Source organism: Nocardia sp. PLKS1-43, from assembly GCF_059510335.1.
In genome coordinates this window covers 115,233-138,514 of sequence record NZ_JCAJZQ010000011.1, presented here as the reverse complement: position 1 = coordinate 138,514, position 23,282 = coordinate 115,233, and the positions used below count along the sequence as shown (strand labels likewise).

Annotated in this window: 28 protein-coding genes; 13 read left to right on the top strand and 15 right to left on the bottom strand. The window is 64.4% G+C overall.

Annotation, left to right across the window (positions count from 1 at the left end):
* Nucleotides 1-33: 33 nt before the first annotated feature.
* Nucleotides 34-441: a hypothetical protein gene (locus AC5WS7_RS30835; RefSeq protein WP_495958112.1), complete on the bottom strand. Its 408-nt coding sequence runs from the start codon at nt 439-441 to the stop codon at nt 34-36.
* Between the two features lie 391 nt (nt 442-832).
* Here AC5WS7_RS30835 and AC5WS7_RS30830 point away from each other — a divergent pair, with 391 nt between their 5' ends.
* Both AC5WS7_RS30830 and AC5WS7_RS30825 read left to right on the top strand, forming a co-directional pair.
* Nucleotides 833-1,165, top strand: a complete 333-nt coding sequence (locus AC5WS7_RS30830) for a type II toxin-antitoxin system RelE/ParE family toxin (RefSeq protein WP_495958111.1) — start codon at nt 833-835, stop codon at nt 1,163-1,165.
* Nucleotides 1,162-1,467, top strand: coding sequence for a helix-turn-helix domain-containing protein (locus AC5WS7_RS30825; RefSeq protein WP_495958110.1), 306 nt, complete (start codon nt 1,162-1,164; stop codon nt 1,465-1,467). Before AC5WS7_RS30830 ends, AC5WS7_RS30825 begins: the two co-directional genes overlap by 4 nt.
* A gap of 28 nt (nt 1,468-1,495) precedes the next feature.
* Here the strand turns inward: AC5WS7_RS30825 and AC5WS7_RS30820 are convergent, their stop codons facing one another.
* Nucleotides 1,496-2,062, bottom strand: a complete 567-nt coding sequence (locus AC5WS7_RS30820; protein ID WP_495958109.1) for a flavoprotein — start codon at nt 2,060-2,062, stop codon at nt 1,496-1,498.
* A 46-nt stretch (nt 2,063-2,108) separates the two neighbouring features.
* Nucleotides 2,109-3,269, bottom strand: coding sequence for a helix-turn-helix domain-containing protein (locus AC5WS7_RS30815; protein ID WP_495958108.1), 1,161 nt, complete (start codon nt 3,267-3,269; stop codon nt 2,109-2,111).
* 181 nt (nt 3,270-3,450) lie between these two features.
* Between AC5WS7_RS30815 and AC5WS7_RS30810 the strand changes: the two genes are divergently transcribed.
* Nucleotides 3,451-3,759: a hypothetical protein gene (locus AC5WS7_RS30810; RefSeq protein ID WP_495958107.1), complete on the top strand. Its 309-nt coding sequence runs from the start codon at nt 3,451-3,453 to the stop codon at nt 3,757-3,759.
* Complete coding sequence (locus AC5WS7_RS30805; RefSeq protein WP_495958106.1) at nt 3,756-3,953, top strand: hypothetical protein; 198 nt, start codon at nt 3,756-3,758, stop codon at nt 3,951-3,953. Before AC5WS7_RS30810 ends, AC5WS7_RS30805 begins: the two co-directional genes overlap by 4 nt.
* Nucleotides 3,954-4,078: 125 nt before the next feature.
* Here AC5WS7_RS30805 and AC5WS7_RS30800 read toward each other — a convergent pair whose 3' ends face one another.
* From AC5WS7_RS30800 to AC5WS7_RS30790, 3 genes are all read right to left on the bottom strand, one after another.
* Complete coding sequence (locus AC5WS7_RS30800; RefSeq protein WP_495958105.1) at nt 4,079-4,264, bottom strand: hypothetical protein; 186 nt, start codon at nt 4,262-4,264, stop codon at nt 4,079-4,081.
* 96 nt (nt 4,265-4,360) lie between these two features.
* A complete protein-coding gene (locus AC5WS7_RS30795; protein ID WP_495958234.1) occupies nt 4,361-4,669 on the bottom strand; it encodes a type II toxin-antitoxin system VapC family toxin in 309 nt (102 codons plus the stop codon).
* A gap of 88 nt (nt 4,670-4,757) precedes the next feature.
* Nucleotides 4,758-4,967, bottom strand: coding sequence for a hypothetical protein (locus AC5WS7_RS30790; protein WP_495958104.1), 210 nt, complete (start codon nt 4,965-4,967; stop codon nt 4,758-4,760).
* A gap of 432 nt (nt 4,968-5,399) precedes the next feature.
* Between AC5WS7_RS30790 and AC5WS7_RS30785 the strand changes: the two genes are divergently transcribed.
* On the top strand, nt 5,400-6,098 hold the full coding sequence (locus tag AC5WS7_RS30785; protein ID WP_495958103.1) for a hypothetical protein: 699 nt from the start codon (nt 5,400-5,402) through the stop codon (nt 6,096-6,098).
* A 623-nt stretch (nt 6,099-6,721) separates the two neighbouring features.
* Here AC5WS7_RS30785 and AC5WS7_RS30780 read toward each other — a convergent pair.
* Complete coding sequence (locus AC5WS7_RS30780) at nt 6,722-8,203, bottom strand: ATP-binding protein (protein ID WP_495958102.1); 1,482 nt, start codon at nt 8,201-8,203, stop codon at nt 6,722-6,724.
* Nucleotides 8,204-8,493: 290 nt separating this feature from the next.
* The gene (locus AC5WS7_RS30775; RefSeq protein WP_495958101.1) at nt 8,494-8,781 is read right to left on the bottom strand and encodes a hypothetical protein; all 288 of its coding nucleotides are present in this window, start codon (nt 8,779-8,781) and stop codon (nt 8,494-8,496) included.
* A gap of 845 nt (nt 8,782-9,626) precedes the next feature.
* Here AC5WS7_RS30775 and AC5WS7_RS30770 point away from each other — a divergent pair.
* On the top strand, nt 9,627-10,463 hold the full coding sequence (locus tag AC5WS7_RS30770) for a hypothetical protein (RefSeq protein ID WP_495958100.1): 837 nt from the start codon (nt 9,627-9,629) through the stop codon (nt 10,461-10,463).
* Nucleotides 10,464-10,477: 14 nt separating this feature from the next.
* Here the strand turns inward: AC5WS7_RS30770 and AC5WS7_RS30765 are convergent, their stop codons facing one another.
* Complete coding sequence (locus tag AC5WS7_RS30765; RefSeq protein WP_495958099.1) at nt 10,478-11,170, bottom strand: GntR family transcriptional regulator; 693 nt, start codon at nt 11,168-11,170, stop codon at nt 10,478-10,480.
* 331 nt (nt 11,171-11,501) lie between these two features.
* On the opposite strand from AC5WS7_RS30765, the gene AC5WS7_RS30760 reads away from it, so the two are divergent.
* The 7 genes from AC5WS7_RS30760 to AC5WS7_RS30730 all read left to right on the top strand — a co-directional run bounded on the left by AC5WS7_RS30760 (nt 11,502) and on the right by AC5WS7_RS30730 (nt 16,516).
* On the top strand, nt 11,502-11,738 hold the full coding sequence (locus AC5WS7_RS30760) for a hypothetical protein (RefSeq protein WP_495958098.1): 237 nt from the start codon (nt 11,502-11,504) through the stop codon (nt 11,736-11,738).
* Nucleotides 11,735-12,214, top strand: coding sequence for a hypothetical protein (locus AC5WS7_RS30755; RefSeq protein ID WP_495958097.1), 480 nt, complete (start codon nt 11,735-11,737; stop codon nt 12,212-12,214). Before AC5WS7_RS30760 ends, AC5WS7_RS30755 begins: the two co-directional genes overlap by 4 nt.
* Nucleotides 12,211-12,948: a hypothetical protein gene (locus tag AC5WS7_RS30750; protein ID WP_495958096.1), complete on the top strand. Its 738-nt coding sequence runs from the start codon at nt 12,211-12,213 to the stop codon at nt 12,946-12,948. The genes AC5WS7_RS30755 and AC5WS7_RS30750 overlap by 4 nt, the downstream gene beginning before the upstream one ends.
* Nucleotides 12,949-13,057: 109 nt before the next feature.
* Nucleotides 13,058-14,170: a hypothetical protein gene (locus tag AC5WS7_RS30745; RefSeq protein ID WP_495958095.1), complete on the top strand. Its 1,113-nt coding sequence runs from the start codon at nt 13,058-13,060 to the stop codon at nt 14,168-14,170.
* A complete protein-coding gene (locus tag AC5WS7_RS30740) occupies nt 14,167-15,066 on the top strand; it encodes a DUF2637 domain-containing protein (protein WP_495958094.1) in 900 nt (299 codons plus the stop codon). The genes AC5WS7_RS30745 and AC5WS7_RS30740 overlap by 4 nt, the downstream gene beginning before the upstream one ends.
* An 11-nt stretch (nt 15,067-15,077) precedes the next feature.
* Nucleotides 15,078-15,293 carry a helix-turn-helix transcriptional regulator gene (locus AC5WS7_RS30735; RefSeq protein ID WP_495958093.1) on the top strand — a complete coding sequence of 72 codons (216 nt, stop codon included), beginning with the start codon at nt 15,078-15,080 and terminating at the stop codon, nt 15,291-15,293.
* Between the two features lie 2 nt (nt 15,294-15,295).
* A complete protein-coding gene (locus AC5WS7_RS30730) occupies nt 15,296-16,516 on the top strand; it encodes a tyrosine-type recombinase/integrase (protein WP_495958092.1) in 1,221 nt (406 codons plus the stop codon).
* Here the strand turns inward: AC5WS7_RS30730 and ccsB are convergent.
* From ccsB to hemL, 6 genes are all read right to left on the bottom strand, one after another.
* Nucleotides 16,509-17,480 carry a c-type cytochrome biogenesis protein CcsB gene (gene ccsB, locus AC5WS7_RS30725; RefSeq protein WP_495958091.1) on the bottom strand — a complete coding sequence of 324 codons (972 nt, stop codon included), beginning with the start codon at nt 17,478-17,480 and terminating at the stop codon, nt 16,509-16,511. The two genes, AC5WS7_RS30730 and ccsB, sit on opposite strands and share 8 nt — an antisense overlap.
* The gene (resB, locus tag AC5WS7_RS30720) at nt 17,480-19,132 is read right to left on the bottom strand and encodes a cytochrome c biogenesis protein ResB (RefSeq protein WP_495958090.1); all 1,653 of its coding nucleotides are present in this window, start codon (nt 19,130-19,132) and stop codon (nt 17,480-17,482) included. Before resB ends, ccsB begins: the two co-directional genes overlap by 1 nt.
* 2 nt (nt 19,133-19,134) lie before the next feature.
* Nucleotides 19,135-19,971, bottom strand: coding sequence for a cytochrome c biogenesis CcdA family protein (locus AC5WS7_RS30715; RefSeq protein WP_495958089.1), 837 nt, complete (start codon nt 19,969-19,971; stop codon nt 19,135-19,137).
* A 76-nt stretch (nt 19,972-20,047) separates the two neighbouring features.
* The gene (locus AC5WS7_RS30710) at nt 20,048-20,635 is read right to left on the bottom strand and encodes a TlpA disulfide reductase family protein (protein ID WP_495958233.1); all 588 of its coding nucleotides are present in this window, start codon (nt 20,633-20,635) and stop codon (nt 20,048-20,050) included.
* Nucleotides 20,636-21,057: 422 nt separating this feature from the next.
* Nucleotides 21,058-21,663, bottom strand: a complete 606-nt coding sequence (locus AC5WS7_RS30705) for a histidine phosphatase family protein (protein WP_495958232.1) — start codon at nt 21,661-21,663, stop codon at nt 21,058-21,060.
* 134 nt (nt 21,664-21,797) lie between these two features.
* Nucleotides 21,798-23,120, bottom strand: coding sequence for a glutamate-1-semialdehyde 2,1-aminomutase (gene hemL, locus AC5WS7_RS30700; protein ID WP_495958231.1), 1,323 nt, complete (start codon nt 23,118-23,120; stop codon nt 21,798-21,800).
* Nucleotides 23,121-23,282: the final 162 nt, after the last annotated feature.

The following is a 23,282-nucleotide window of genomic DNA, read 5'->3' as shown; positions in this document are numbered from 1 at the left end:
CGTTCGCGACCGACGGGCGCGCCGCGACGCCGATCAGGCGTCGATCAGCGCACGAAGCTCGCCGACGTCCCAGAGGCCCCGAACCCCCGGCAGCTCACCGAGATACGCATGAATTTGTTCCCCCGACCACCCGTGCGACTCCCGCAGCCCTTCGGCCAGCATCTTCAGGTACGACGGTGCGGGAGGACGCACTTCGACGGCCGCGGGATCGTCGGGAGCGGTACAGGTCAGCACCGGAAATCCGTCACACTCACCGAGATACACCAACGTCTCGTATCGCCCCTCCCCCAATCGAACCGACCCATCGCGCACAACGGCATCCGGATCGATCCGCTCCGAGGTCCCCGGCTCCCGGTGCATCTCCTGTGCGACAAGGTCTTCGAACTGCCCGACCTCGAGCAGGTACCCGCGCGAAGCCGCCCGCTGCGGCCAACCCGCCAACGGCCGAGGTGAATAGAACGAGACCCCGCCCGTCCACACCGGACTTTCGCAAGCGAAATACACCGTCCCCGGCAACCACAACCCCCGAACCTCCCGAGGCGGCGTGCGATCCCGGAACCCCGGATACATCCGTGCGGCCCCCGGCGGCCGCCCACCCGCGCGATAGCAATCGAACCGCGCCGCAAACAGATTCGACCCGTACGCCGCGTACCAAATACGCCCCAAGTCAGCCCCCACCTCCCCGAAACTTGCTCACCGTGGGCTCCTTGTCGACTCGACGTCGCGCCCCGCAACACCCACTGGGACAACTCGCGCATGGCATCCCGGGCTGGAACCGACCAGCTGCCACTATATCGCCCCGGGAATATTCCTGCGGCGATATAGTGTTGATATGTGGCAGATCGAGTTATCGGAGGAGGTAGCCGAATGGCTGTCCGCGCTCAACGACACGGATTTCGTTGCCGCTCGCCGCAAACTCGACCTGCTCGCCACCGAGGGGCCGATGCTTCGAATGCCGCACGCGAAGTATCTCGGCCAGAAGTTGTACGAACTGCGGTTCGCATTGGAGAGCGTAAACCGGCGGATCACGTACACATTCGACGAGGGCACGAAGGTGATCACCTTGACGACCTTTCGCAAGCAACGGCAGAACGAGGCCCGCGAAGTAACCCGCGCCCGACGCGTGTTGCAGCGTTACCGTGACGGCAAGGAGAGCGACCGATGAAGACCACGAAATACCAGGACATCGTTGCTGACCGTTTGTCGGAGATGAGCCCCGAACAGCGTGCCGAGCATGACGCGGCGTATGAACGCGCCGGGCTGGCGCTGCGCTTGGCCGAACTGTTCTACGACGCTCGCACCGCGGCGGGTCTGACTCAGACCGAACTCGCCCGCCGGATGCACACGACTCAACCCACCATCGCCCGGATCGAGGGCGGCGGCCGCATGCCCACCTTGGACATGCTGGAGCGGTTGGCCGTGGCGGTTGGCCGTCACCTCGACATCTCGCTCGCGCCGGTCGCGTGATCTGGTAGTCAGGCTCGCGGCCCAGCCATCACGACTGCAGCGATCGCGGCAGTTCGAGCCGGGGATGATCGAGCAGGGCACGCCACGCCTTTGCCCATGGAAAGTGTTCGCGCGCAGCACCTCCCGACCTCGGTTCGTGTGGCACGTCCTCCGCGACCACCGTGACGCCCCACTGCGACAGGTCGCGGATCGCCGCACCGATGGGCGGAAAGCTCATCAGAGCCCGGTTCGCGAACGGTACGGCCACGACCGGAAGGCCCAGCCCGAGACCTTCGATCAACAGCCCGAGCGGCAAGGTGTCGGAGATTCCGGCGGCCCATTTCGCGAGCGAGTTGGAGGTGATCGGTGCGACGATGATGCCGTCGGCGCGAGGTAGCGCGTCGGGAGCCGCGGGGTCCTTGTACTCGCTGCGCACCGGATTACCGGTCTTGGCCGCCAGGGCATCGACGTCGATGAACCGGCGACCGGCCGGTGAACTGATCACACACACGTCCCAACCATCGGCCTGGGCCAAATCGACCAGAACGCCGACATCGTGGGACACCTGCGTACCGGTGACGAGCGCGTACAGGACGGGACGGCCGTTGTCGTTCACGGGTTCATCGTCCCAGCCGAACGCCGTCGGGGCACGGCACCGGAGTTCACAGCGATGCACCCAACCAGGACGCGAACCCGAGCAGGCTGTCCGACTGGCGGCGCTGTGCTGCGGCGATGCCGTACACGGTCTCCCGGACCGCGGGATGCAGACGGGTCTGTTGAGGTGCCGCGGCGCGAGCCTTGTTGAGCGCGGTCAGTGCCCGGTCCGGCTTTCCGGACATCAGCCACGCACGTGCGTTGTCCTGCCAGTGGTGACCGATTCGCGTCGGCGGCGCACCGGCCGAATACGTCAGTTGCGAGCCCGCGATCGCCGCTTTGTTGGGATCGCCGGATTCGAGTTCGACTGCGTGCGCATGAATTTCGACGTTCAGCGGGCCGAACGCAGTCATGTAGAGATCGGTTTCCTCTGTGCGGGAGGCCAATTCGCGAGCTTCACCGATATGTTCGACGGCACCCGCATGATTCAGTTGGCGGGCTTCGTTGACCGCTGCGGCCAGATGCGAATACCCCGCCATGACGATCCCCGCGCGAGTGTCGTCGGCAGTGGAGATCGCCGAATCGATCAGCTGAGCGGCCACCTCGCTTTCGCCGTAGTGGGTGAGCACGCGGGCGCGGGCGAGTGCGGAAAACGCACCGTAGTTCGGATCGTCGGCCATGGGCGCGTAGGTGTCGGCCAGGTCCAGTGCGGGGAGGGCGAGCATCAGATGGCCGGTGCGGCGGGCCGACCATTCCGCCAACACGTAGGCCGAGGTCAGAAGGGTGTAGGCACGAGCTTTGTCGTCGCCGGTCGTCTCGCGGACAGCGCCGTGCGCCCGGCGGATGATGCCGGGTAGCACTTCGATGGCCTGCCGCGTGCGATCGGAGCGGTAGAGATGTTGCGCGGCTCGAAGTTCGGATTCGATTTCCGCCAGGGCGCCCGGTTCGACGGCACGGGCGAATCGCCCTTCCGTCAAAAGAATCGAGAGCGCATTCACGGCATCCGACAGCGGCTTGCCGTCGTCATAGGGCGCACCGGTGAGCTGCTCCGGCGTGATGCGCATGGCTTTGGCGACCGCGGAGATGAATCCGGGTCCCGCCGGTTCTCGTCCCTGCTCAACGGCCTTGACCATCGACAGCGAGTAGTTGGTGCGTGCCGCCAGCGCGAGCTGCGTCAGTCCAGCGATCTTGCGCTCGTTCGCGATGCGTTCACCGAGGTGCCGGCCCATGTCGCAATGGTAATTCGATTGCGGCCCTCCGCGATCCCTGTTCGGCAGCACTGTCCCTGGACTGGCCCCCGAGCGGCTTGCCGACAACGAACGTAGGTGCAGGCCCCACCAGCCGCGTCGATCCCACACCCGGATCCGCGGCCGTGGGCGCAATCCGTGAACGCAGAGGGGATGGGCGACAATGAGATTCGAACCGACAGCACTCGCCTGGATCAACCCGGAAACGAGCATCGCTCCGGAATGGGACCGCGCCCGGATCCAACGATTGGCCCGCCACCTGGGCTACACCCTGACCTGGCCCCGCATCGAATCCGTGGTCCCCCTGGTAGACCAGGTCCGCGCCGCCGAAGTCGACATCGTAATAACTCCCGCACCGAACCACCTCGACGCGATCACACTCAACGCGATCATGTCGGTGGTCGACGTCGAAACCGTCTGTCCCCGCCTCACTTTCGCCCGCTGGGCACACCCATCGGGCGGAATCGGATGACGACATACTGCACCGACCTCATCCCGAACCGATTCATCACCGTCCCACAAGCCCTGGGCCTACTACTGGCGACCGGCATACCCCTGGCGGTACTGGTAGCCGCCGTCGTCTGGCCCGAGCCGAACAACTCACCACGACAACGCCGAAAGCCGATCCCGAAAGACGCCATCAACCAATGGCTACGGCATGAGTGAGGGCGGGCCGTTCGGCCCGCCCTCACCGCACTTCGACGCAAACCCTAGTTCAGCCCACACGAGTGGATGCCACGCAAATAGTTCAGACGCACATGGAACGAGCTACAACTAGGTTAGACGCGGGTCTATGCGGATAAGAGTTCGCTTTCGCGATACAGTCCGGCTACCGGTTCGTCGGTACCGTCGATGTCGAGCGCGACATGAACCCGGCCACCATCCACACTGGTCACAGTGCCTTCAACGATGCGGTGCCCGAACTGTACACGGACACGGTCCCCTGGCAGTAGCTTGTGTTCCTTGCCCTTGCGCATCGTTCACCCACCTTCCTACAGCGTTTCCCAGCCAGCATTGGCCGTCTTCCGGCCCTCCCCCGAGTCCCGCGTAGCTGTCGGCACACTCTCGATCGGCTATGGCACAAGCACAAGCCGACCGGCCTTGGATCGCACGATCGAGAAGTGCTTGCGGTCCAACGTAGCCACAGCGGTCACCGGAAAGCGTTCGGCGACAGCGACTACGGACGCGTCCACTGTGCCGAGCGGTAGATCAGAGTACTTGTCCACAAGGTCGCAGATGCGCTCGAGATCTTCTGCGGTTGTGTCGACCACGGTGTATGCCCCGTCAGCCACGTCCTGCAGAAACGCCAGCTCGGCTGCTGGGCCGGCGCGCCGTTCCAGCAGCATCGCCGCTTCGGTGAATACCGGCGCGGGCACGAGCAGCGGCCCCGGAGCATTCCTCAGCAGATCTCGACATGCGACGTGATAGTTGTCTCGGTCAAGGCGACAATCGGCCCCGTATCTACAACGATCACTCAGCCGCGTCCTGGTCGAGAGATTCCCGAACGATCTCCTTCGCCCGCATACCCAAGTCGGGTTCGGCCGAAATTATCCCCTCACTACGGAACGTCCGCCGACCCGACTTCCTGACCAGCTGACGCAGCAGCGCGGCCGCGGCCGGCACCTGATCATCAGGCACGGCCTCGGCCAGCCTCATCAATTCCTCATGAGTGACACTCATACGTACAGTGTAGGCATTGCGGTGAGCCATACGAATCACCAGCGCGCAGCCCTATCCGGTCGCCAGGTCGGCCGGTCCACACATCCATTGTCGGGGACCGGCGCTCCCCGGCAGACTGGGCGTACCGGATCTAGAGATGTCCCGCCTAGTTCAAGCCCGCGTAGCTGTGTAACCCGCTCACAACGATGTTGATGATGAAAAGCGATCCCGCTGTTTGCAATGCAGAGCAGATGACGAACAACGTATCTACCTGCAACTTTCGTGTTGGCACGGTTGGGCGAATGATAGGTGTTCTGAGCCCTGCTGCGTACTCACTGCGTACCGAACGGGTGCTCTCGTTGCGAGCCTGACGGCCGGAGACACCTCGAACTCTCTCACCTCATTGTGGCCTCGCCTCGGATCTCCGTGCGCACTGGGAACGGAGGTTCTGTGATGGGTATCGGCGGGCCATTGGCGACGGCGATTGATTCGGTGTGGGAGAACATCCGCGTCCAGCACCCAGAGATCCCAGATGTCGTCGTGACGATGGCGTCCGGATCGATGGGCCGCGGTCGCGCACCCCGGTTGGGGCAGTTCGGGCCCGATCGGTGGGAACGCGCCGGCGGCCTGTGGCTGCCCGAGTTGTTCGTCGGCGCCGAAGGTCTCGCGGACGGCGGTCGCGAGGTGCTCGGCACCCTCCTGCATGAAGCCGCGCATGGCCTCGCCTCCTCGCGGGAAATCGCCGAGGCCAGCGACAACGGCCGGTATCACAACAAGAAGTACAAGGCCCTCGCCGAAGAGGTGGGCCTCACCCCGGAACGACATCAGCGGTTCGGGTGGTCGCTCACCGCACTGCCGGACGAGACCGCAGCCCGATACACCGATCAGATCGGTACGTTGACGCGGGCGATCGTGGCGCACCGGCGGCCCGTCGACCAGGCCGACCCAGAATCCGGCAGTGACGACGACAGCGACGGCGGTGACGCCGAATCCGAGCCGGGCCGCAAGTCCCGCAGCCGGAACGGCCAGCCGCTCGCGTGCAGCTGCACGCCACCCCGCCGAATCCGAGCCCACAAGAAGATCATCGAAGGCGGCTCGATCCTGTGTGGGGTGTGCAAAGGTCCGTTCACAGCCACCGTCAACTGTGGCTAGATGTAAGGATCGAATTCGCTAAGCTTCGCAAGAAACAAGCTCTGACCTGCAATGATGACCATCATTGCACCCTCGGTGCACTATGCTCGCGCCTCGCAAATGAGGAAGATGCGTGCGAGCATAGTGCACCGACCTCGCATTTCGAGCCATGCTTCCCGGCGTGTCGCCGCAGCCTTTGCCAGAAACGGGACTTCGAAGCAGGTCGCACGAGCGGCGCCACCCTCCCAAGCAGGTTCGCCCCGTCTGTAACGTCTGGGACGTCTTTGTCGGACCGAGTGGCTAGCCCTGGAATTTACAGTGGAAAAAGGAAACCGCAGGTCAGGCGCGTACTCTGCAAGCTTTCGCATGCGAGCTGCAAAGAAATTTTGACTGCTTGGCCAGGACCTGAAGGCAGACAGCGACGCAGGTACGTCGCATGGACTGTGTTGTCAGGGTTCACGACTGCCGCTTGAGAAGGCAGGACCGCTGCTGCTCGTGAAGGATGTTCAGCAGCGGACACGTAAGGCCATGCCAGTACACGCCAGCAGAATTTACAGTGGAAAAAGAGATCCGCAGGTCAGAGCACTGTTCCGCCTGTCAAGCCAGTTACTTTGCAAAGAAACGCCGAGCTGTACGCAGGGACGCTATTCGTCAACCTTCGCCCAGATCGGAACGTACTGCATCGCCTTCTTGCCGGCCGCTGGGTCATACAGTGTGATCAGTCCAGCATCGACTGTCTCTGCGATGATCCTTGAAGCCGTCGACGATGCCTTGTTACCGAGCCCAAACCTTTCACGAACGCTACTGTTCGTTAGTTTCTCGTTCATGACGTACCGCAGGCATGCATGCAGGTAGGTAGCTCGAACTCGGTCGTTTCGGTCCATGTCCTCCAGCTTGCGATGGGCGAACAGCGTCACCTCCGTCTGCCCTTCGACGATGCGCACGAGTGGAGCCGGGAGCTGAGCGAGTTCGATCTCGAACGCTATGCGATCCCAACCACTTCCCCGTTCTTCGCACAGATGGCATCGGCGCATCAGGCTAGCGAGCTTCTCGTTTCGGGACCTCGGTGGTGCGTCAACAAACCGCGAAGGTTCAACGAGTGGAACTCCAGGATTGGTCACCGTCATTCTATTATCGAATATTTCAATCAACGGCCCTGCGCCGCTCACCGAGAAGTCTTGATGAATAAGTGCATTTGCAATTACTTCTCGAATAACGAGAGGTGGATAAATGCTTTCGTTGGCACGAAAAACCTCACCTATGACTTCATTCCTTGGAAGAAGGTTGTCAATGAATTGGATCAATCCCTCGAACCCACTGGCATATCCATACTGCCCCTCCTGCTCACGCTCTGCGAAGACCTTGCTATTGCCGCGATACTTAATTACACGCGGAGCCTTACGCGACAAGGAGTCGAAGCTATGCAGATTTTTCGCAAATAGCAGTGCGCCAAGATTGGTTATGTCATACAGGCTTGAATTCTGTTTGAGAACGATCATATCGGATTCAAGACTGTTCAAGACCTCCAGCGGAGATCGAGGAACCATCCTACCCTGGAGCTGGAAGTATGCACCGTAGTCCAGTTCAGCTAGAACCTGCGTCTCGCTCAGAGCGACTTCAGCAGAACGGTACTCAAAAGGATTTTCATCGAGTATCTTGTAGAGCTGCTTGGCCTGCGCCGTGTGCTCACGCAGCTTCTTCTTGTGGCTGCCGATGCGGATATACTCTACACCTTTGAACTGCACCGGATAGTGGCTAGCAGCTGGGATCTCAAGGATTGCGACGCGCTTACCTTGAACCTGCTCTGCCCTAAAATTGATTCCCATATCTGGAACAAGCAAAGCGAGGAGCCAGAGCCAAAACGATTGGTTACCAACCTTCTTTTCTTCAAGGTCAATAGTTGTTCCAATTATCTCATGCGTTTCGTCTTCTATTCCCCACACAAGATACGCCCGAGTCTCACCACAGAGAGCGGCCGAATTTGACAGTGCAGAAACGTATTCGCCAATTTGGTCAGGGTCGGCAAGGTTGGTTTTAAACTCCAACCACTCACGCTCGACCGGCTGCGCTCGCAGCGTCTCAACGAGCTGAACGAATTCAGCCGCACTGGTTCGACTGGTTCTCACAGGCCCTAAGCTACCTTGCGGTCAGGTCTGAGAGCACAGTCACGTGCCTTGAGGAGCCCTCTAGTTGAGGCTGAATACTCCCCCATCGCCTGAACTGCACACAAAGCGGGCGGGCCCAGCCGCCCCCGAGAGGACGACACTGGCCGGAACGACGGTGAGGCACAGTCTCCGCCCAAGCGGTACTTACGGACTCACCTCACAAGCGGTAACACCTCCCGGGAGACTCCACCCGTCATCACCAGGAGCACCATCGGGGTCGGTACCTCACGAGGTACCGACCCAATCCTCCTTCAGGGCACGAGATGGAGCGCTACCACGTCTTCAGCGATCCCGTAGTACCGCGGCTCCACAGAACCATCCGTGAAGTGAACCATCCAAAAGCGATCGTCGGACCGCTCCGAAGGGTCCACCATCTCAACGCGCTTCACTTGCATCGCACGCTGGTACTTGCGCCCTCGAACTTCGGCTACGTCGACCTCGATGAACAACGGCCGGTGGTCGTTGGGATCGAACGTATGCCCGACCGGAACAGTCTCCCGATGGATCGCCGTCGGCAGTTGGGTGAAAAACGGGGCCACTGGATAGCCTTCCTTTGGCAGCTGAGCAACAGAGAGTGCAGTGCATCGGGGTCGCAACCACGTTGATGCACATGCCTTATACCGTGGGGCCCGCCCCCGTTACACCGACGCACATCCAGTGCCCCTCCCCCGCAGGGTTCGTCCGGCCGGACACACATGCTGAGGGTGTGCGCGCGGTAGCCCGGTTCCAAGCAGTAATTTCCCACCCAAGCGGTAGCAACCACCTACCTCCCAAGCGGTAATGCTGTCCAGAGACAACCCTCTTCTTGTGGTCCATCTCCTCTGCCAACTGTCTAGAAAACTGGACACTTCATCGCCCTGAACCACCTCGGACGCGCCGCTTACCTCCCAAGCGGAAACCGCTCTACCTAACTGCCGCCCAAGCGGTAAAACCTAACCACGCCACTGCCCAGCGTGCTCAGCTCTACCGACGCAACATGCGCTCCCAACCCCTCTTGTGGTCCTGCCTGACGCGCCCAGCTCTACCAAGGTGACGTACGCTCCCAACCCCTCTTTTGTGGTCCTCCCCCTTATGGTCATCTCTCACTTTTCACACCTACCTGTCCCCCTACTGGCTCTTGCTCTCCCCCCGCCCCCGATTATCTGCAACCACACGCTCTCCGTGGTGGTAGATAATCGGGGGCGGGGGGAGAGCAAGAGCCTGCGCCGAAGGCGCAGATCAGGACAGGTTTTCAACGTGAACGAATCGGAATCTGATCGGAATCACAGTCCGCAGGACAACCGCAGGACAACCCGCGTGTCCCAGGCACGACCGACCACGGTTACTGAACACGATTTTCGGTAATACCTCGCCGAGCCTGCCTCGCACACGGGAGAATCGAGCCATGGCCGACTTGGTACTGACACCCGAACGTCGCGATCAACTTGCCGCTCTTCTCGGCGACGCTGATCGTCTACAAGCCGAGTATCCGAAGACTGCGGAGTACCTGGACACAGCTCCGATGCTGCTGGGCACTGGGGACGATCAGGCAGATGCGGCATTCGATCTCAGGTTCGTCAACTACATGACCGGCGGTGACCACCAAAGCCGAAACCCCTACTGGGAGATCCTGAGTCCTTCGGTCTCGGAACGCGACGGGCGCCGAGTGGTCGATGGCGGACGGTCTAATGGCAGTGCGCGGCTCGGGTTCGCGCAAACCATCCTGCAAGCGGCCTACGCCTATGCGATTCCGTCGCCACAGACGGTTGCCTGGATCGCAGAATTTGCCGCCGAGGCACCGGTGGTCGAACTCGGTGCCGGCCGCGGCTACTGGGCCGCGCAGCTGGCGAATGCTGGCTTGAAGGTCGATGCATACGACTCCGAACCACCAGACACGACCGAGAACGTTTCGTTTCCAGGCGCTTCCGGGCAACGTGATGTCTGGTACACGGTCAACGATCTGGCCTCGTACGCCGAGCGCGTTCGTGGACGATCAGACCACACCTTGTTTCTTTGCTGGCCGCCTGGATGGGGCAACGCGATGGCATCGACTGCACTTCGCGACTTCGAGCTTGCAGGAGGCGAGCGGCTGATCTTCGTCGGTGAGCCCAAGGGCGGCAAGACTGGCGATGACGCCTTTTTCGATGCCTTGCAGCACGGATGGAAACTTCAGACCGAAGATGCGCAGTACGTCTCATGGTGGAACCTCAACGATGTCGCGCAAGGCTGGGTCCGCAGATAGGCCGCAGAAAGTAACTACTCGGTCGGCGACTGCTTCAACTGCTGCTTGAGTTCCATCCGAAACACGAAGGCGTCGTAGCGATCTCGCGGATACGAGATCCGCGAGAGCATCAGAACTGCGTCATCCGGTCCCAGATACCGCTGCGATACCTCCTTGACCAGATCCCCCGCTGGTATACCCAGCCAGTCACCATGCGTGTCCAACGGAAGGCGATCGGCCACCGTCTCCTCAAGTGCAGTCGCGGCCGTGATGTCGGGACGACCTATCGGCTGATAGGTGTCGGAGATCGAGATTGGCCGATCGCCTTCCCGTGCCCGCGTGACCGTGTAGAGAATTCGATCTCCAACAGCGATACCAAGGGCTTCCGCCAGCTCCTCCGAAGCAGCCAACTCCTGGGTGTCGCGGTCGATTTGAACATCCTGGTCAGACTCGTGACCGAATGTTTCTTCCGGATCTTCCATCTGACGCTCGGGTGCAACACGAACCAGGTTCGGATGATCCGTCACGAAAGTCCCTCGTCGCGGAACTGTCCGCACGAGTCCCTGGCGCTCAAGCAGCTCGATGGCCTGAATGATCACGATCTTCGATACGCCGTGTCGGGCTACCAGTTCGTTCAGACTCCGCAGCTGAGTACCAGCGGAGAGTCGACCACTTCGGATCTGGCGAGCGTAGTCCGCAGCGATTGCAACGTAGGCGGGTTCAGGCATGAACCAGGTCCCTCCAAGACTCGAGCCGTCCCTTATTGAAAACCATTCTTACTATACACAACTGTATATGCACACGTTAGATGCTTGAGCAAACTCGGCTGACCAGGCCATTCTCACGCATCGAAGCTTCGGTCAAGATGCTGGACATATACAAAGCTTGTACATATCCAGTTGTACATATACAGTGAGGTTGGTGGCGTTGGTTACGCCGCCCCGCAAAACGAAGAACTCCCCGGCAGTGTCCAGCTACCGGGGAGTGAGCGCCCGAAGCAGTGTCCAGCTGCTTCCGGCATTCCTGCACTTCAGACCCATTGAGGAAGGTCCCTGAAGCATGTCCAGTGTAGAACGCAATGTCGGCGCTCGTAGTGAGCGTGAGGCGACGGCCCGATGGGTGGCAGATGCCGCGGGTGTCGACCTGTCGAAGGTTCTCGCATGGGTCGATGAGACCGCGCCGGTCAAGGAACACCAGATCCGGCAGGCCGCGTCGTACCACTTCCAGGACCTCGGCCACGCGGCCGAAGCGGAACAGATCCGTTCGGCTCGTGCGGATCGGTGGCGGTCGCGATGAGCCGCCCCGGAGGAAACCCCGAGCACGGGACGGTGCTGCGGGCGATCGCGCGTCGGGATCGGTGGACACAGGCGCGGTTCTCGGCCGAGTACGGCAAGACCGCCGAAAGCCTGTACGGCGACCGGGCCGGACTGCCGCCTGGTGTTCGTACTGTGCGGCGTTGGTTCGCTGGCGACAGCGAACGACCGCATCCGGAGAACTGCTACGTGATTGAGAACATGTACCCGGGTTACCGGGCCGAGCAGTTGTTCTCCGCGTTCGATCCGACTGCCGGGATTCCCGAACCGCAGCCGGGATACGAGCCGACCCGTCATCAGCCGACATTCAACCGGACCAGCGAGGCCCCGGGCCGGATGCGTGCGCTGATGTCGTGGGTCGAGGTGAATTCCCCGGTGAAGGAACGCGACATCCACGCCGGTGTAACGGAACTCGCGCAGGACCGCGAGCCAGTGTCGGATCGGCGGCGGGCGCGATGACTAGGAATCTGAGCGGGACGCAGCTGAAATCGTTGCTGCGGGAGAAGCATTGGCAGACGGTGTCCACGTTCAATCGTGAGTACGACCGGGTCGCAGCCAGTATCGATCCCGATCTGGTCGGGCAAGGGCCGAAAAAGGCGCAGTTCTATCGGTGGCTCAACGGCCAGATCAAAGAGTTGCCGTATCCGCATCACTGCCAGGTTCTGGAAGCGATGTTGCCCGGCTACACCGTTGAGGAACTGTTCGAGCAGGTCGACTCGATTCGGCAGCGCCAGGAACCGGCCCCGGCCGAGCGTGAGGCCGCACCCGCGCGCACGCCGGAGTTTCGTAACACCACCGCGGCGATGGCAGTCAGCGGTTACGAAACTCCGGTGGCTGTTCCGGCTGCCGAGTCCGGCGATCCCACGGCCCGGATGCGGGCGCTGATGTCCTGGGTCGATCAGGGTGCGCCGGTCAGGGAACGCGACATCGACCGGGCCCCGACAGTCCCGCAGGCCGAACAGCCACAGCAGGTCCGGCGCGGGCTGCGCGTGTTCGGCAATGACGGGCTCGTCCAAGAGAACTTCGTGGTGGGTGACCGCGTGATCAAGGTCCACCACTCGGTTCCGGGCACACCCGAAACAGGCGCTGCACGAACGGATTCGGCGACCACGCCGCAGCAGTCCGGGCCCGCAGCGGGCCATCCCTGGCGGCGCAGCGCAGTGCCCCCGGCGGACCATCGGCGGTCGCGATGAGCCGATGTGCCCCCCGGTGCGTCAATGTCCCCCCGGTTGTGCGCTACCGATGCCAGGTCGAGCGAGTTTTGCTGGGGAGCAATGTATTTCGCACATCATGGAGGTTTTGATGGACCACAAAGGTGGAGGTTCCCGAGCCGATCTGGGGTCCGAGGCTTTCCGGCAGGTCGTTGTGGGATTGCGTGAGGACGGTGCGGGTTACCGCGACATCGCCGATCGTCTGCGCATCACTGCTCGCGAGGTGGAGGCGGTTCTGGGTGAAGTCACCGCGTTGCGTGCGGCCGGGTGCCGGGTCAGGGATATCGCCGAACGGGTCGGGTTGCCGCGCTCGTCAGTGCAACGCCTGTCGGCTCCCGATGGTGGCACTCGTCGCCGGGTGGTCACGGCCGCGCCGCGGACCACTCAGGCGATGACGCTGCTGGCCGATTCGTACGGGCTGCAGGTGGATCTGCTGGCGATGTTCCTGGGCACCGACCGCAAGCGTGTCTACCCGCTGATTCGCACCCTGCACCGCGATCGCCTCATCATGCCGTTGATCCCAGTCCAGCTGGGCGACAAGTGGGTGGTCCCCACCGGCGAGGCCGCGGCATCGTATCTGGGCTGGCAGCCCCATACCGTGTGGCGTCCGCGAGAGAAGGACGCCGGCCACTACCGTGCCGTCGCCCAGGCCCGCCTGATCGTGGGCGCCACCGAGCGGGAGGCGTGGGTGTCCGAGCGCCAGCTACGCCACGATGCCGCAGCCCGGGCCCGCCAAAGCCGATCTCGCCGCGGGCGGGGCGGTGACGCGGGTGGCGGTGGCGTGCACATCCACGACGGCCGGTTCCACGGCGTAGTCGAAGGGCGATTCGGCTGGTGGGCCCTGGAAGTCGAGCTGACCGCCAAGTCGGCCAAGAACCTGGACAGCGCCCTTCAGGGCGCGATCCGGGCCGCCCGCGATGTCGAGTCCGGTCCGATGGTCGGACTGCTGTACCTGTGCCGGGGCAGTGAGGTCTATCGAGCCGTGCACGCAGCGCGCGAACGGCTTCCAGGCGAACTCAAGAACATCACCAACTTCAAGGTCGAGATCGCCGACTTCGACGGGCACTGGACCCAGTTCCTGGCGGACTACAACGCCATGCGCGAGGCACAGAGACGCGAACGCATGCGCAACAACCCGCTCCGGCGCACGGCCGCGCCGGAGCCATCTCTAGACCATCAAGGCGCAGGAGGGCGCACCCGATGAACACCTTGAACACCGTCGAACCGAACTCGGTGCGCAGCGGTGAGCCTGCGCACCGCCACGCACCGCCCGGTGCGCAGACCGGTGCGCGGACCCCCGACGAGGTCACCGCGATCCGGTTCTTCTGGGGCGAGTTGTTGTTGGTCGCGGCGATGTCGATCGCGGGCAACATCATCCACGCCTGGATCAACGCACCGCACGACAAGCGCTGGATCGCCGCGTTCGTGGCCTGCTTCCCGCCGATCGCGTTGCTCGCAGCAACCCACGGCGTCGGGCTGCTGGTGCGGGCGCAGAACAAAGCGAAGCTCGCGTACTGGGTCGTTGTCGCACTTACAGCGGCTATCGCCGGGGTCGCGTTCAGTCTGTCGTTCAACGCCCTGAGTCAACTGTCGGTGCAGGTGGGGATGAGCAAAGATCTGGCGTGGCTGTTCCCGTTGATCGTGGACGGAGCGATCGGACAGGCCACGATCGCGCTGCTCGTGCTCGCGCGCACCGACCGCACCGGCCCCGATCCGGTGGTGCGCACCGATCCGGAGCCGGTGCGCAGCGAGGAACCCGTACGCACCGTGTCGGTGCGCGAGGTCCGGACCGAAACGTTCTCCGCGGCGGCGGAACTGGCCGCGACCGAGCCGACAACCGAGATCGAAGCGGCCCGATACGCACCGATCGAGGTGCGCGGTGCGCACGACCGCTGGGTGCAGATCGCTGAATCAGTGTGCGGTGCGGACCCGTCCGGGCGCCGCGATCCGAACAAGGTCGCCACGATCCTGCACCTCAAATTCGACCAAAACTGGTCGCACTCCCGCATTGCCGAACACGTCGAAATGTCCTCCTCGGCGGTCACCCGCACCGTCACAGCCGCCCGCGAAATCGCCACTCCCAGCATCGAACAGAAGTGAGGTACCGCGCCATGAACACCACCACCGCAAACGACCGTCTCCTGCAGGCCCCCGACTGCGAGGCGCTGACTGGTATCCCTGCCTCGACGTGGCGGTACTGGGCGCACATCGGCGACAAGTCCAAGCCCACCAGCTTCAAACTCGGCCGCCGCCGGGTCTGGCGCGAGAGCGTCGTGCAGGCGTGGATCGCTGCCCAGGAGGCCGCCGCAGATGGGGAGGTGGCCTGACAATGGCCGGCCACCGGAACCGGCGCGGCAGTGTCGAAGACCTCTGGTCCAAGACCGTCCGCGCCAGCGACGGCACGGAAAGCCGCGTTCCATCGAAGCTGCACGGCATCGGCAAGCGCTGGCGCGCCCGGTACGTCGACGACGCAGGCAAGGAGCACTCAAAGCGGTTCACCCGCAAGACCGATGCCCAGACCTGGCTGGACAACCAACTGTCGGCGCTCGTGCAGGGAACCCATATCGCGCCGCGCGATGCACAGCGCACAGTCGGCGAGTGGTGCGATGAATGGCTGACGGGCTATGCGAAGCGAGAGAAGACCGTTCAGCTGGCGACGTGGCACGTCAAGAAGATCAAGGCGAAGTTCGGCAACCAGCCGCTACCTTCGGTCCGGCCGTCCGGGGTGAAGACCTGGATGGTCGAGCTGAAGAAGGAAGGGCTCGCCGACAGCTACGTCTACGCGCTGCATTCACGGCTGTCTCAGATCTTCGGTGACGCCGTCCACGACAACCTACTGAGCCGAAACCCGTGCTCGCGCAAAACATCGCCGAGTTCCGGGCAGCAGAAGGTCTACGTGGCTACCACCGAGCAGGTATGGGCGCTGTACGACGCGATGCCCGCGCGGCTTCGGGTCTCCATTCTGCTGGGTGCCTTTGTCGGCCTGCGGATCTCTGAGGCCGCCGGTCTGCGGGTGGAAGACCTCGACCTGGTCGACGACATGGTGTTCCCGCAGCGCCAGTGGCCGGACCGGCCGCTCAAGACGAAGGCCAGCGATACGCCTGTACCGATTCCGCCTGAGCTGCGCGAGATGCTGAAGATCTCGATCACCGAACGGCCCGGCAAACATGTCGTCTGTGACGAGCTGGGCGTGGCCGCGTCGCCGTGGGTGATCGGCTGGACGCTACGCGAAGTGAGAAACGAAATCCCCGGCCTGCCCGCGGGTTTCAGCTTCCAGGACCTACGGCACTACTACGCGTCCCTGCTGATCCGCCAGGGCGCCGATATCAAGACCGTGCAGACCCGCGTCCGACACGGTAGCGCGGTGACCACGCTGCGGTACTACGCGCATCTGTGGCCCGATGCCGACAAGACCACGCGCACTGCGATCGGAGCTGTCCTGAAGGAACGACTCGATGCTACTGCGTACCCACTGCGTACCGGCGGACCCGATTCCGAAACAGCCGTACCAGATAAATCAGAGAAAGCACAGGTAGACGATGTTAATTGAGCCCCGCGTACGAGTGCAGACCGCTCACCACGATGTTGATGATGAACAGGTTGAACAACATCGCCACGAACCCGGCCAGGTTGATCCAGGCGGCCTTGGTTTCGCGCCAACCCGACGTCGCACGAGCGTGCAGGTACGCCGCGTAGATCACCCAGGCGATGAAGGAGACCGTTTCCTTCGGGTCCCAGCCCCAGAAGCGGCCCCAGGCGGATTCGGCCCAGATGGCGCCGAGGATGATGCCGGTGCCGAAGATCGGGAAGCCGATGATGGTGGTGCGGTAGGCGAGGCGGTCCAGGGAGCGGGCGTCGGGGAGGCGGCGGGCGATCGCGCCGAGGAGGTTGTCGGATTCCTCGCCCGCGGGCTGGGCCAGGCGCAGCAGGAACAGCAGGCTCGACATGCCCGCGACCAGGAAGACGCCGCTGCCGATGCTGACGACCGTGACGTGGATGGGCAGCCAATAGGACTTGAGCGCCGGAACCACCGGCGCCGCATCGGCATACAGCACCGTGCCGGCCAGGAACATCAGGATCAGCACGGGAACCAGCAGGAACGCCCACATCCCGCGATAACGTTCCTGCCGCAGCAGCACCACGCCCAGCGCGATGGCAGCACCGGTCGCCATCGTCACGAACTCGTACATGTTGCCGAGCGGGAAACGATGAGTCGCGAAGCCGCGCAACACGATCGAGATGATGTGCAGTCCGAGCGCGACGTGCAGCACGGCGAAGGCCATATTGCCGATCCGCTCCGACGCCGGTTTGCCCGCGGGCTCGACGATCCGCCCCGGGCCCTGTGGCCTCGTGGGTGAATCCGCGCCCACCGCAACGAGTTCGCGCTGCTCGGCCTTGCGGGTGTAGGCCATGGCGTACTGCACCAGCAGCATCACGAAGACCAGGACGTACACCACGATCGCCGACTTGAACGCGAGATCGCTGTAGGAGGCGATGTTCTCGTCGATCGGCATTACTTCTCTCCCGTACTCTCGGTCGGCGACCCGCCCAGCAGGCGAACGCGCAGGCGGTCGAACTCACCGCCCCACCCGGCCTGGTCGGTACGGGCCAGACCGCCCATTTCTACTACGGTACGTCGTTTGTCGTCCGGAGTCTCCCCCGGGTCCCGCTCATCGGCGGGATACGCCCGCAACCAGATCCGGCGGCGCTTGACCAACAGCGAAACCAGCAGCCCGGCCATCATCGTGATCGCGCAGACCAGCACCCACTGTTGCGCGGGATCGTGCGAGACCTGCAGATTCGCCCACTGCTTGGCCCCGTCGAACCGCACCTTCGTCCCGTCGGAGAGCGTCGAGGACTCACCGGGCCGCAGATTCACCCGCGTCTGCTTGACCAGCCGGCCCTGCTTGATCATCTCCGGGTCCAGCGAGAACACCGACTGGCTGCGACCGGTGTCCAGACCCGTCTCGCCGCGATAGATGTCGATGGCAACGGCCGGATCGGTCAACGCCGGATACGACGAGCTCAGCAAGGTCCCGTGCATGAAAGCGGTCGGCGCGAACAGCCCTTCGATGGCGATCTGCTGCTTGCGGTTCTCCGCCTCCGACGAATACATCCCGCCGGGCGGATCGAAGCGCATCACGCCGCTGGACAGGAACGTCGCACCACCCGTCGGCTCCCACTGCACCGTCTGGGTGCGGGTCTGCCCGTTCGGATAGGTGACGGTGAACGTCGGCGCGTAACCGTGGCCCTGCACGTACACCCGGTCGCCCTCGACGCGCAGCGGATGGTTCACCTGCACGGTCGTATCGCGCCAGGTGTCGTCGGCGATGTTCTGCGCGGTCTGATACGAGACGTCCGCGGTGAACATCTGCGCCTCGCCGTTGGGCAGATAGTCGGCCCGGAAATCCTTGACGCGCACGCACAGCGGGGTCAGTCCGGTGCCGTCGATCAGATTGCCCGCGCGGAACGAATCGAAGGCGGAGATCGAACTCGTGCAGAATCCCGGACCGCCGTCGGCGATGACGATGACGTTGCCCTCGTAGCCGAACATCTTGCCGACCGCGATCGCCACCAGCAGACCGACCAGCGCCAGATGGAAGACCAGATTGCCGAACTCGCGGAAATACCCCTTCTCCGCCGACAGGGTGACCCCGTTGTCGGCCGGACGCTCGATCACCCGCCAGCCGCGCAACTGCTTACGCGCTTGCGCGACAACATCTTCCGGGCTCTGCTCGACCTCGGTCGAATAGTGGTGCGGCAGCCGGGACAGCCGGCGCGGCACGGCGACCGGCGGCGTGCGCAATGCCTTGTAGTGGTCGAACACCCGCGGCACGATGCAGCCGATCAGCGAGATGAACAGCAGCGCGTAGATCGCGGTGAACCAGAAGCTGGAGAACACGTCGAACAGCTGCACCCGGTCCATCAGATGTCCGAGGGTGGGCCGGTCGGCGATGTACTTGTCGACCTTCTGCGCGTTGAGGCTGCGCTGCGGCAGCAGTGCGCCCGGAATCGCCGCGAGCGCCAGCAGGAACAGCAGCATCAGCGCGGTGCGCATACTGGTCAGCCCGCGCCAGGTGTTCCGGATGAACGCGACAATCCTGCGCAGCGGCGACTGGCGAGGGGGACGGGCGGGGGCCGCGGGGGCCGTCATGGTTGCAGTCATAGTCAGATCGGGAGAGTCACTCGGGAGACGAACATATTGCGGACCCACCCCACGAATTGGTCCCACATACCGGTCACCAGCGCGATACCGACGGCGACGAGCAGAATGCCGCCGATCACCTGAATGGTGCGCGAATGGCGACGCAGCCAGCCGACCCCGCGCAACGCGCTGGCCGACCCGAAGGCCAGGATCACGAACGGCAGGCCCAGACCCAGGCAGTACGCCACGATCAGCACCACCCCGCGCACGGCCGTGGTCCCTTCGGTCCCGGCGGACACGGCCATCACCCCGGACAGCGTCGGCCCGAGACAGGGCGTCCAGCCGAGCGCGAACACCGCGCCCAGCAGCGGCGCGCCGATCAGACCGGTCAATCGCCGCGGATGCATCCGGGTGTCCCGCTGCAACGCCGGGACCAGGCCCAGGAACACCAGTCCCATCACGACGGTGACCACGCCGCCGAGACGTTGCAGCAGTTCGCGGTTCACGTTCAAGGTCTGGATGAGCCCGAACACCGTCGCCGAGGCCAGCACGAATACGACGGTGAATCCCGACACGAACAGACCCGCCGCTCCCGCCACCCGCATCCGGCCGGCCTTGGCGAGCGTCGCGGAATCCGAGCGCCTGGTCTCCCGGGCCTGCGTCACGGTCACCGGCGGCGCCTCCGCGCCGACCAGCCCGGCCAGGTAGGACAGATATCCCGGCACCAGCGGCACCACGCACGGCGAGGCGAACGACACCAGACCCGCGAGCAGACAGGCCCCGAGGGCCAGCAGCAGCGGACCGGATGCGGCGGTCTGCTGGAACGAATCTCCCACCGACGCGAGCACACTCACCTGCATGTCGACCGACCTAGCGCACCCGGCCGCGCACGACACCGCGTGGACCGCGAAAGCCCGGCGCCACCCTCACCGCTCACTACGCACTCTCCGCGGCGAGACGATCGACCACCGGCTGTAGATCGGTGGCCAGCAGCGAACGCAGGAATACCGCCGCCACCCGATGGTGGCGATCCAGCACCAGCGTGGTGGGGATGACGCTGGTCGGGAACTTTCCGCCCAGGGCGAGCAGGCTACGGAATTCCGGATCGTAGATCGACGGATACTGGATGTGGTTGGTGCTGACGAAATCCTGCGCCTTGTCCTGCTCCGGATCACGCACATTGATCCCCAGGAAGGCGACCCCGCGCGCCTTCGACTGCTCGTAGACCTTCTCGAGTTCGGGCGCCTCGGCCCGGCAGGGCCCGCACCACTGCCCCCAGACATTCAGCACCACAACCTGATTCGAGAAATCGTTCACCGAAACGGTCTTGTTCGTCAGCAGATTCGGCCCCGACAGCTTCCCGATCGTCCCGCGCTTGTCCGCCGGATCGTAGAAGATGTCGGTCTTGCCTCCCGGCGAGACGAACTGGAACGTCCCGCCCTGTGCCACGGCATCGCTGCCGGTCGAACATCCGGCGAGCGCCGCGGCCAGCGCCGCGCATGCGATCAATACCAGCGCCACGATCCGCACCGGCGTGCGCTCACCCGGCGCGCGACGCGTACGGAACCATCTCCCGAGTCGCCCCGCGCCGGAACGAGCCGGGATACCGCGATCGTGCGAGGGGCGCTCACCGGAGCCGGCGGCCGTACCAAGCTCGCCGAAACGGCCGGGCGCCCGCCTTTCCGCCGAGACTTCGGCCGAGCAACGCTCGCCTCGGCGCTCGAAGGCCAAACCCGCACCGCGGCGGGCGAACTCAGGACGCCCAGCGGAACCGCGGAACAGGCGATCACCGCCGAATCGTCCCGGCCTGTCCCGTACGCCGTGCTGTGCCGGCGCGGTGAACTTCACATGCGCCGCATCCTGGGCGATGTGACCGTGGCGGCGCGCGCGAACATCGCCGGCAGGAGCGTCCGGGTGCCCACCGGTTCTCTCGTGTGCCGAGCCGTTCACGCTCCGGTCACCCGCGGATCCGACTCCCCCGCGGGTTCGGAATAGACGATGTCGATCAACGTATCCCCTTGGTAGACAAGGGATGTCAGGGAGGCGAGGGAGCACTGGCGGTGGCGCGGGTCGTGCCAGAGGCGTTTGCCCTCGAGGAAGCGGCGCAGCGTCCACACCGGCAGCTGATGGGAGACCACGACGGCCTCGTGACCGGCCGCCTCCACCCGCGCCTTGTTCACCGCGGCCAGCATGCGGTGCGCGATCTGCAGGTACGGCTCGCCCCAGGACGGGGTGAACGGGTCGCGCAGCTTCCACCAGTGCCGGGGCTTGCGCAGCGCGCCGTCGCCGACCGCGACGCGCAGGCCCTCGAAGGTATTGCCCGCCTCGATGAGATTGTCGTCGGTGCGCACGATCAGCTCGTGCGGCCCGGCGATCGCACCGGCGGTCTCCTGCGCGCGTTGCAGCGGGGAGGCGACCACCAGGGTGATGTCGTGATCGGCGAGCGCGCGGCCGACCGCCGCGGCCTGGGACCGGCCGGTCACCGACAGGCCGAAGCCGGGTAGCCGGCCGTAGAGGATGCCCTTGGGGTTGTGCACTTCTCCGTGCCGCATCACGTGCACGATCGTCTCGGTGTCCGCGACGCCGGATAGTTCGGCGTGCTCGTCGGGGATGTCGGCGACCGCCTCGGACGTGATGTCCTGCGGTGTGTGCGGCGTCGTCTCGTCGGCTGGCTCGGTGCGCTCGTTCACGCGTCGGATCCTTCGGGTGTGGCGGCCGCCGCGGCCGCGGCAGCGGCGGGCAGGGCGGCGGCGATGCGGTCGAATGCGTCCTCGTCGAGCGCGGCGGAGACGAACCACGTCTCGAACGGACTCGGCGGCGCGTAGACGCCGCGATCGAGCAGAGCGTGGAAGAATGCCGGGAAACGCCAGGTCTGGCTGGCCTTCGCGGCGGCGTAGTCGGTAACCGGGCGGTCGGCGAAGAACACGCTCACCATATTGCCCGCGAATTGCACCTGATGAGCCAGGCCCGCCGTATCGAGGGCGCCGCTCAACAGCTTCCCGAGTTGTTCGGCGTTGCGATCGAGTGCGGCGTAGACCTCCGCGTCGGCCGCGCGCAGCGAGGCCAGTCCGGCCGCGACCGCGACCGGATTACCCGACAGCGTCCCGGCCTGATAGACCGGCCCGATCGGAGCGAGCCGGTTCATCACCTCGGCGCGGCCGCCGAACGCCGCCGCGGGCAGCCCGCCGCTCATCACCTTGCCGAAGGTGTACAGATCGCCCGCCACGCCGTCGCGCCCGAACCATCCGGAGCGGCTCACCCGGAATCCGGTCATCACCTCGTCCATGATGAGCAGCGCGCCGTTCTCGGAGGTCAACCGCCGCAGGCCCGCGTTGTAACCCGGCTGCGGGGCGACCGTGCCCATGTTGCCCGCCGCGGCCTCGGTGATGACGCAGGCGATCTGCCCGGGATGCGCGGCGAACGCGGCGGCCACCGCGTCCAGATCGTTGTAGGGCAGCACGATCGTGTCGGCCGCCTGCGCGCCGGTGACGCCGGGCGAAGTCGGCAGGCCGAGCGTGGCGACGCCCGAACCCGCGTCGGCCAGCAGCGCGTCGACGTGCCCGTGATAGCACCCGGCGAACTTGATGATCTTGCTGCGGCCGGTGAAGCCGCGGGCCAGCCGCACCGCGCTCATGGTGGCCTCGGTGCCGGAGTTGACCAACCGCACCCGTTCCACGGGTTCCACCCGCGCGGCGATCTCCTCGGCCAGTTCGATCTCCGCCTCGGTCGGCGCACCGAAGGACAGGCCGTCGACCGCGACCTTGCGCACCGCCTCCACGACGGCCGGATGCGCGTGGCCCAGAATCATCGGTCCCCACGAACACACCAGGTCCACATATTCGGCGCCGTCGGCGTCGGTGAGCGTGCACCCGCGTGCGGAAGTGATGAACCGCGGCGTACCGCCGACCGAACGGAACGCTCGCACAGGCGAATTCACGCCGCCGGGAATGATCGCAGCGGCGCGATCGAAAAGGTGCGCGGAGGCCGGAGAAGAACTCACGGCCTCCAGTGTCGCAGCCCGGTCCGCACCGGTCGACGACAGGGTGTAGTGGGGTGAGCCACCCCACACCCTATGTCCGGATTCGTCGCAACACGCCGGAGCGCCGTTCCCGCCCAATTCGGTCGCTCGATGATTGCTACTGCGTACCCTCGGTCCATCATCCGCAATCCG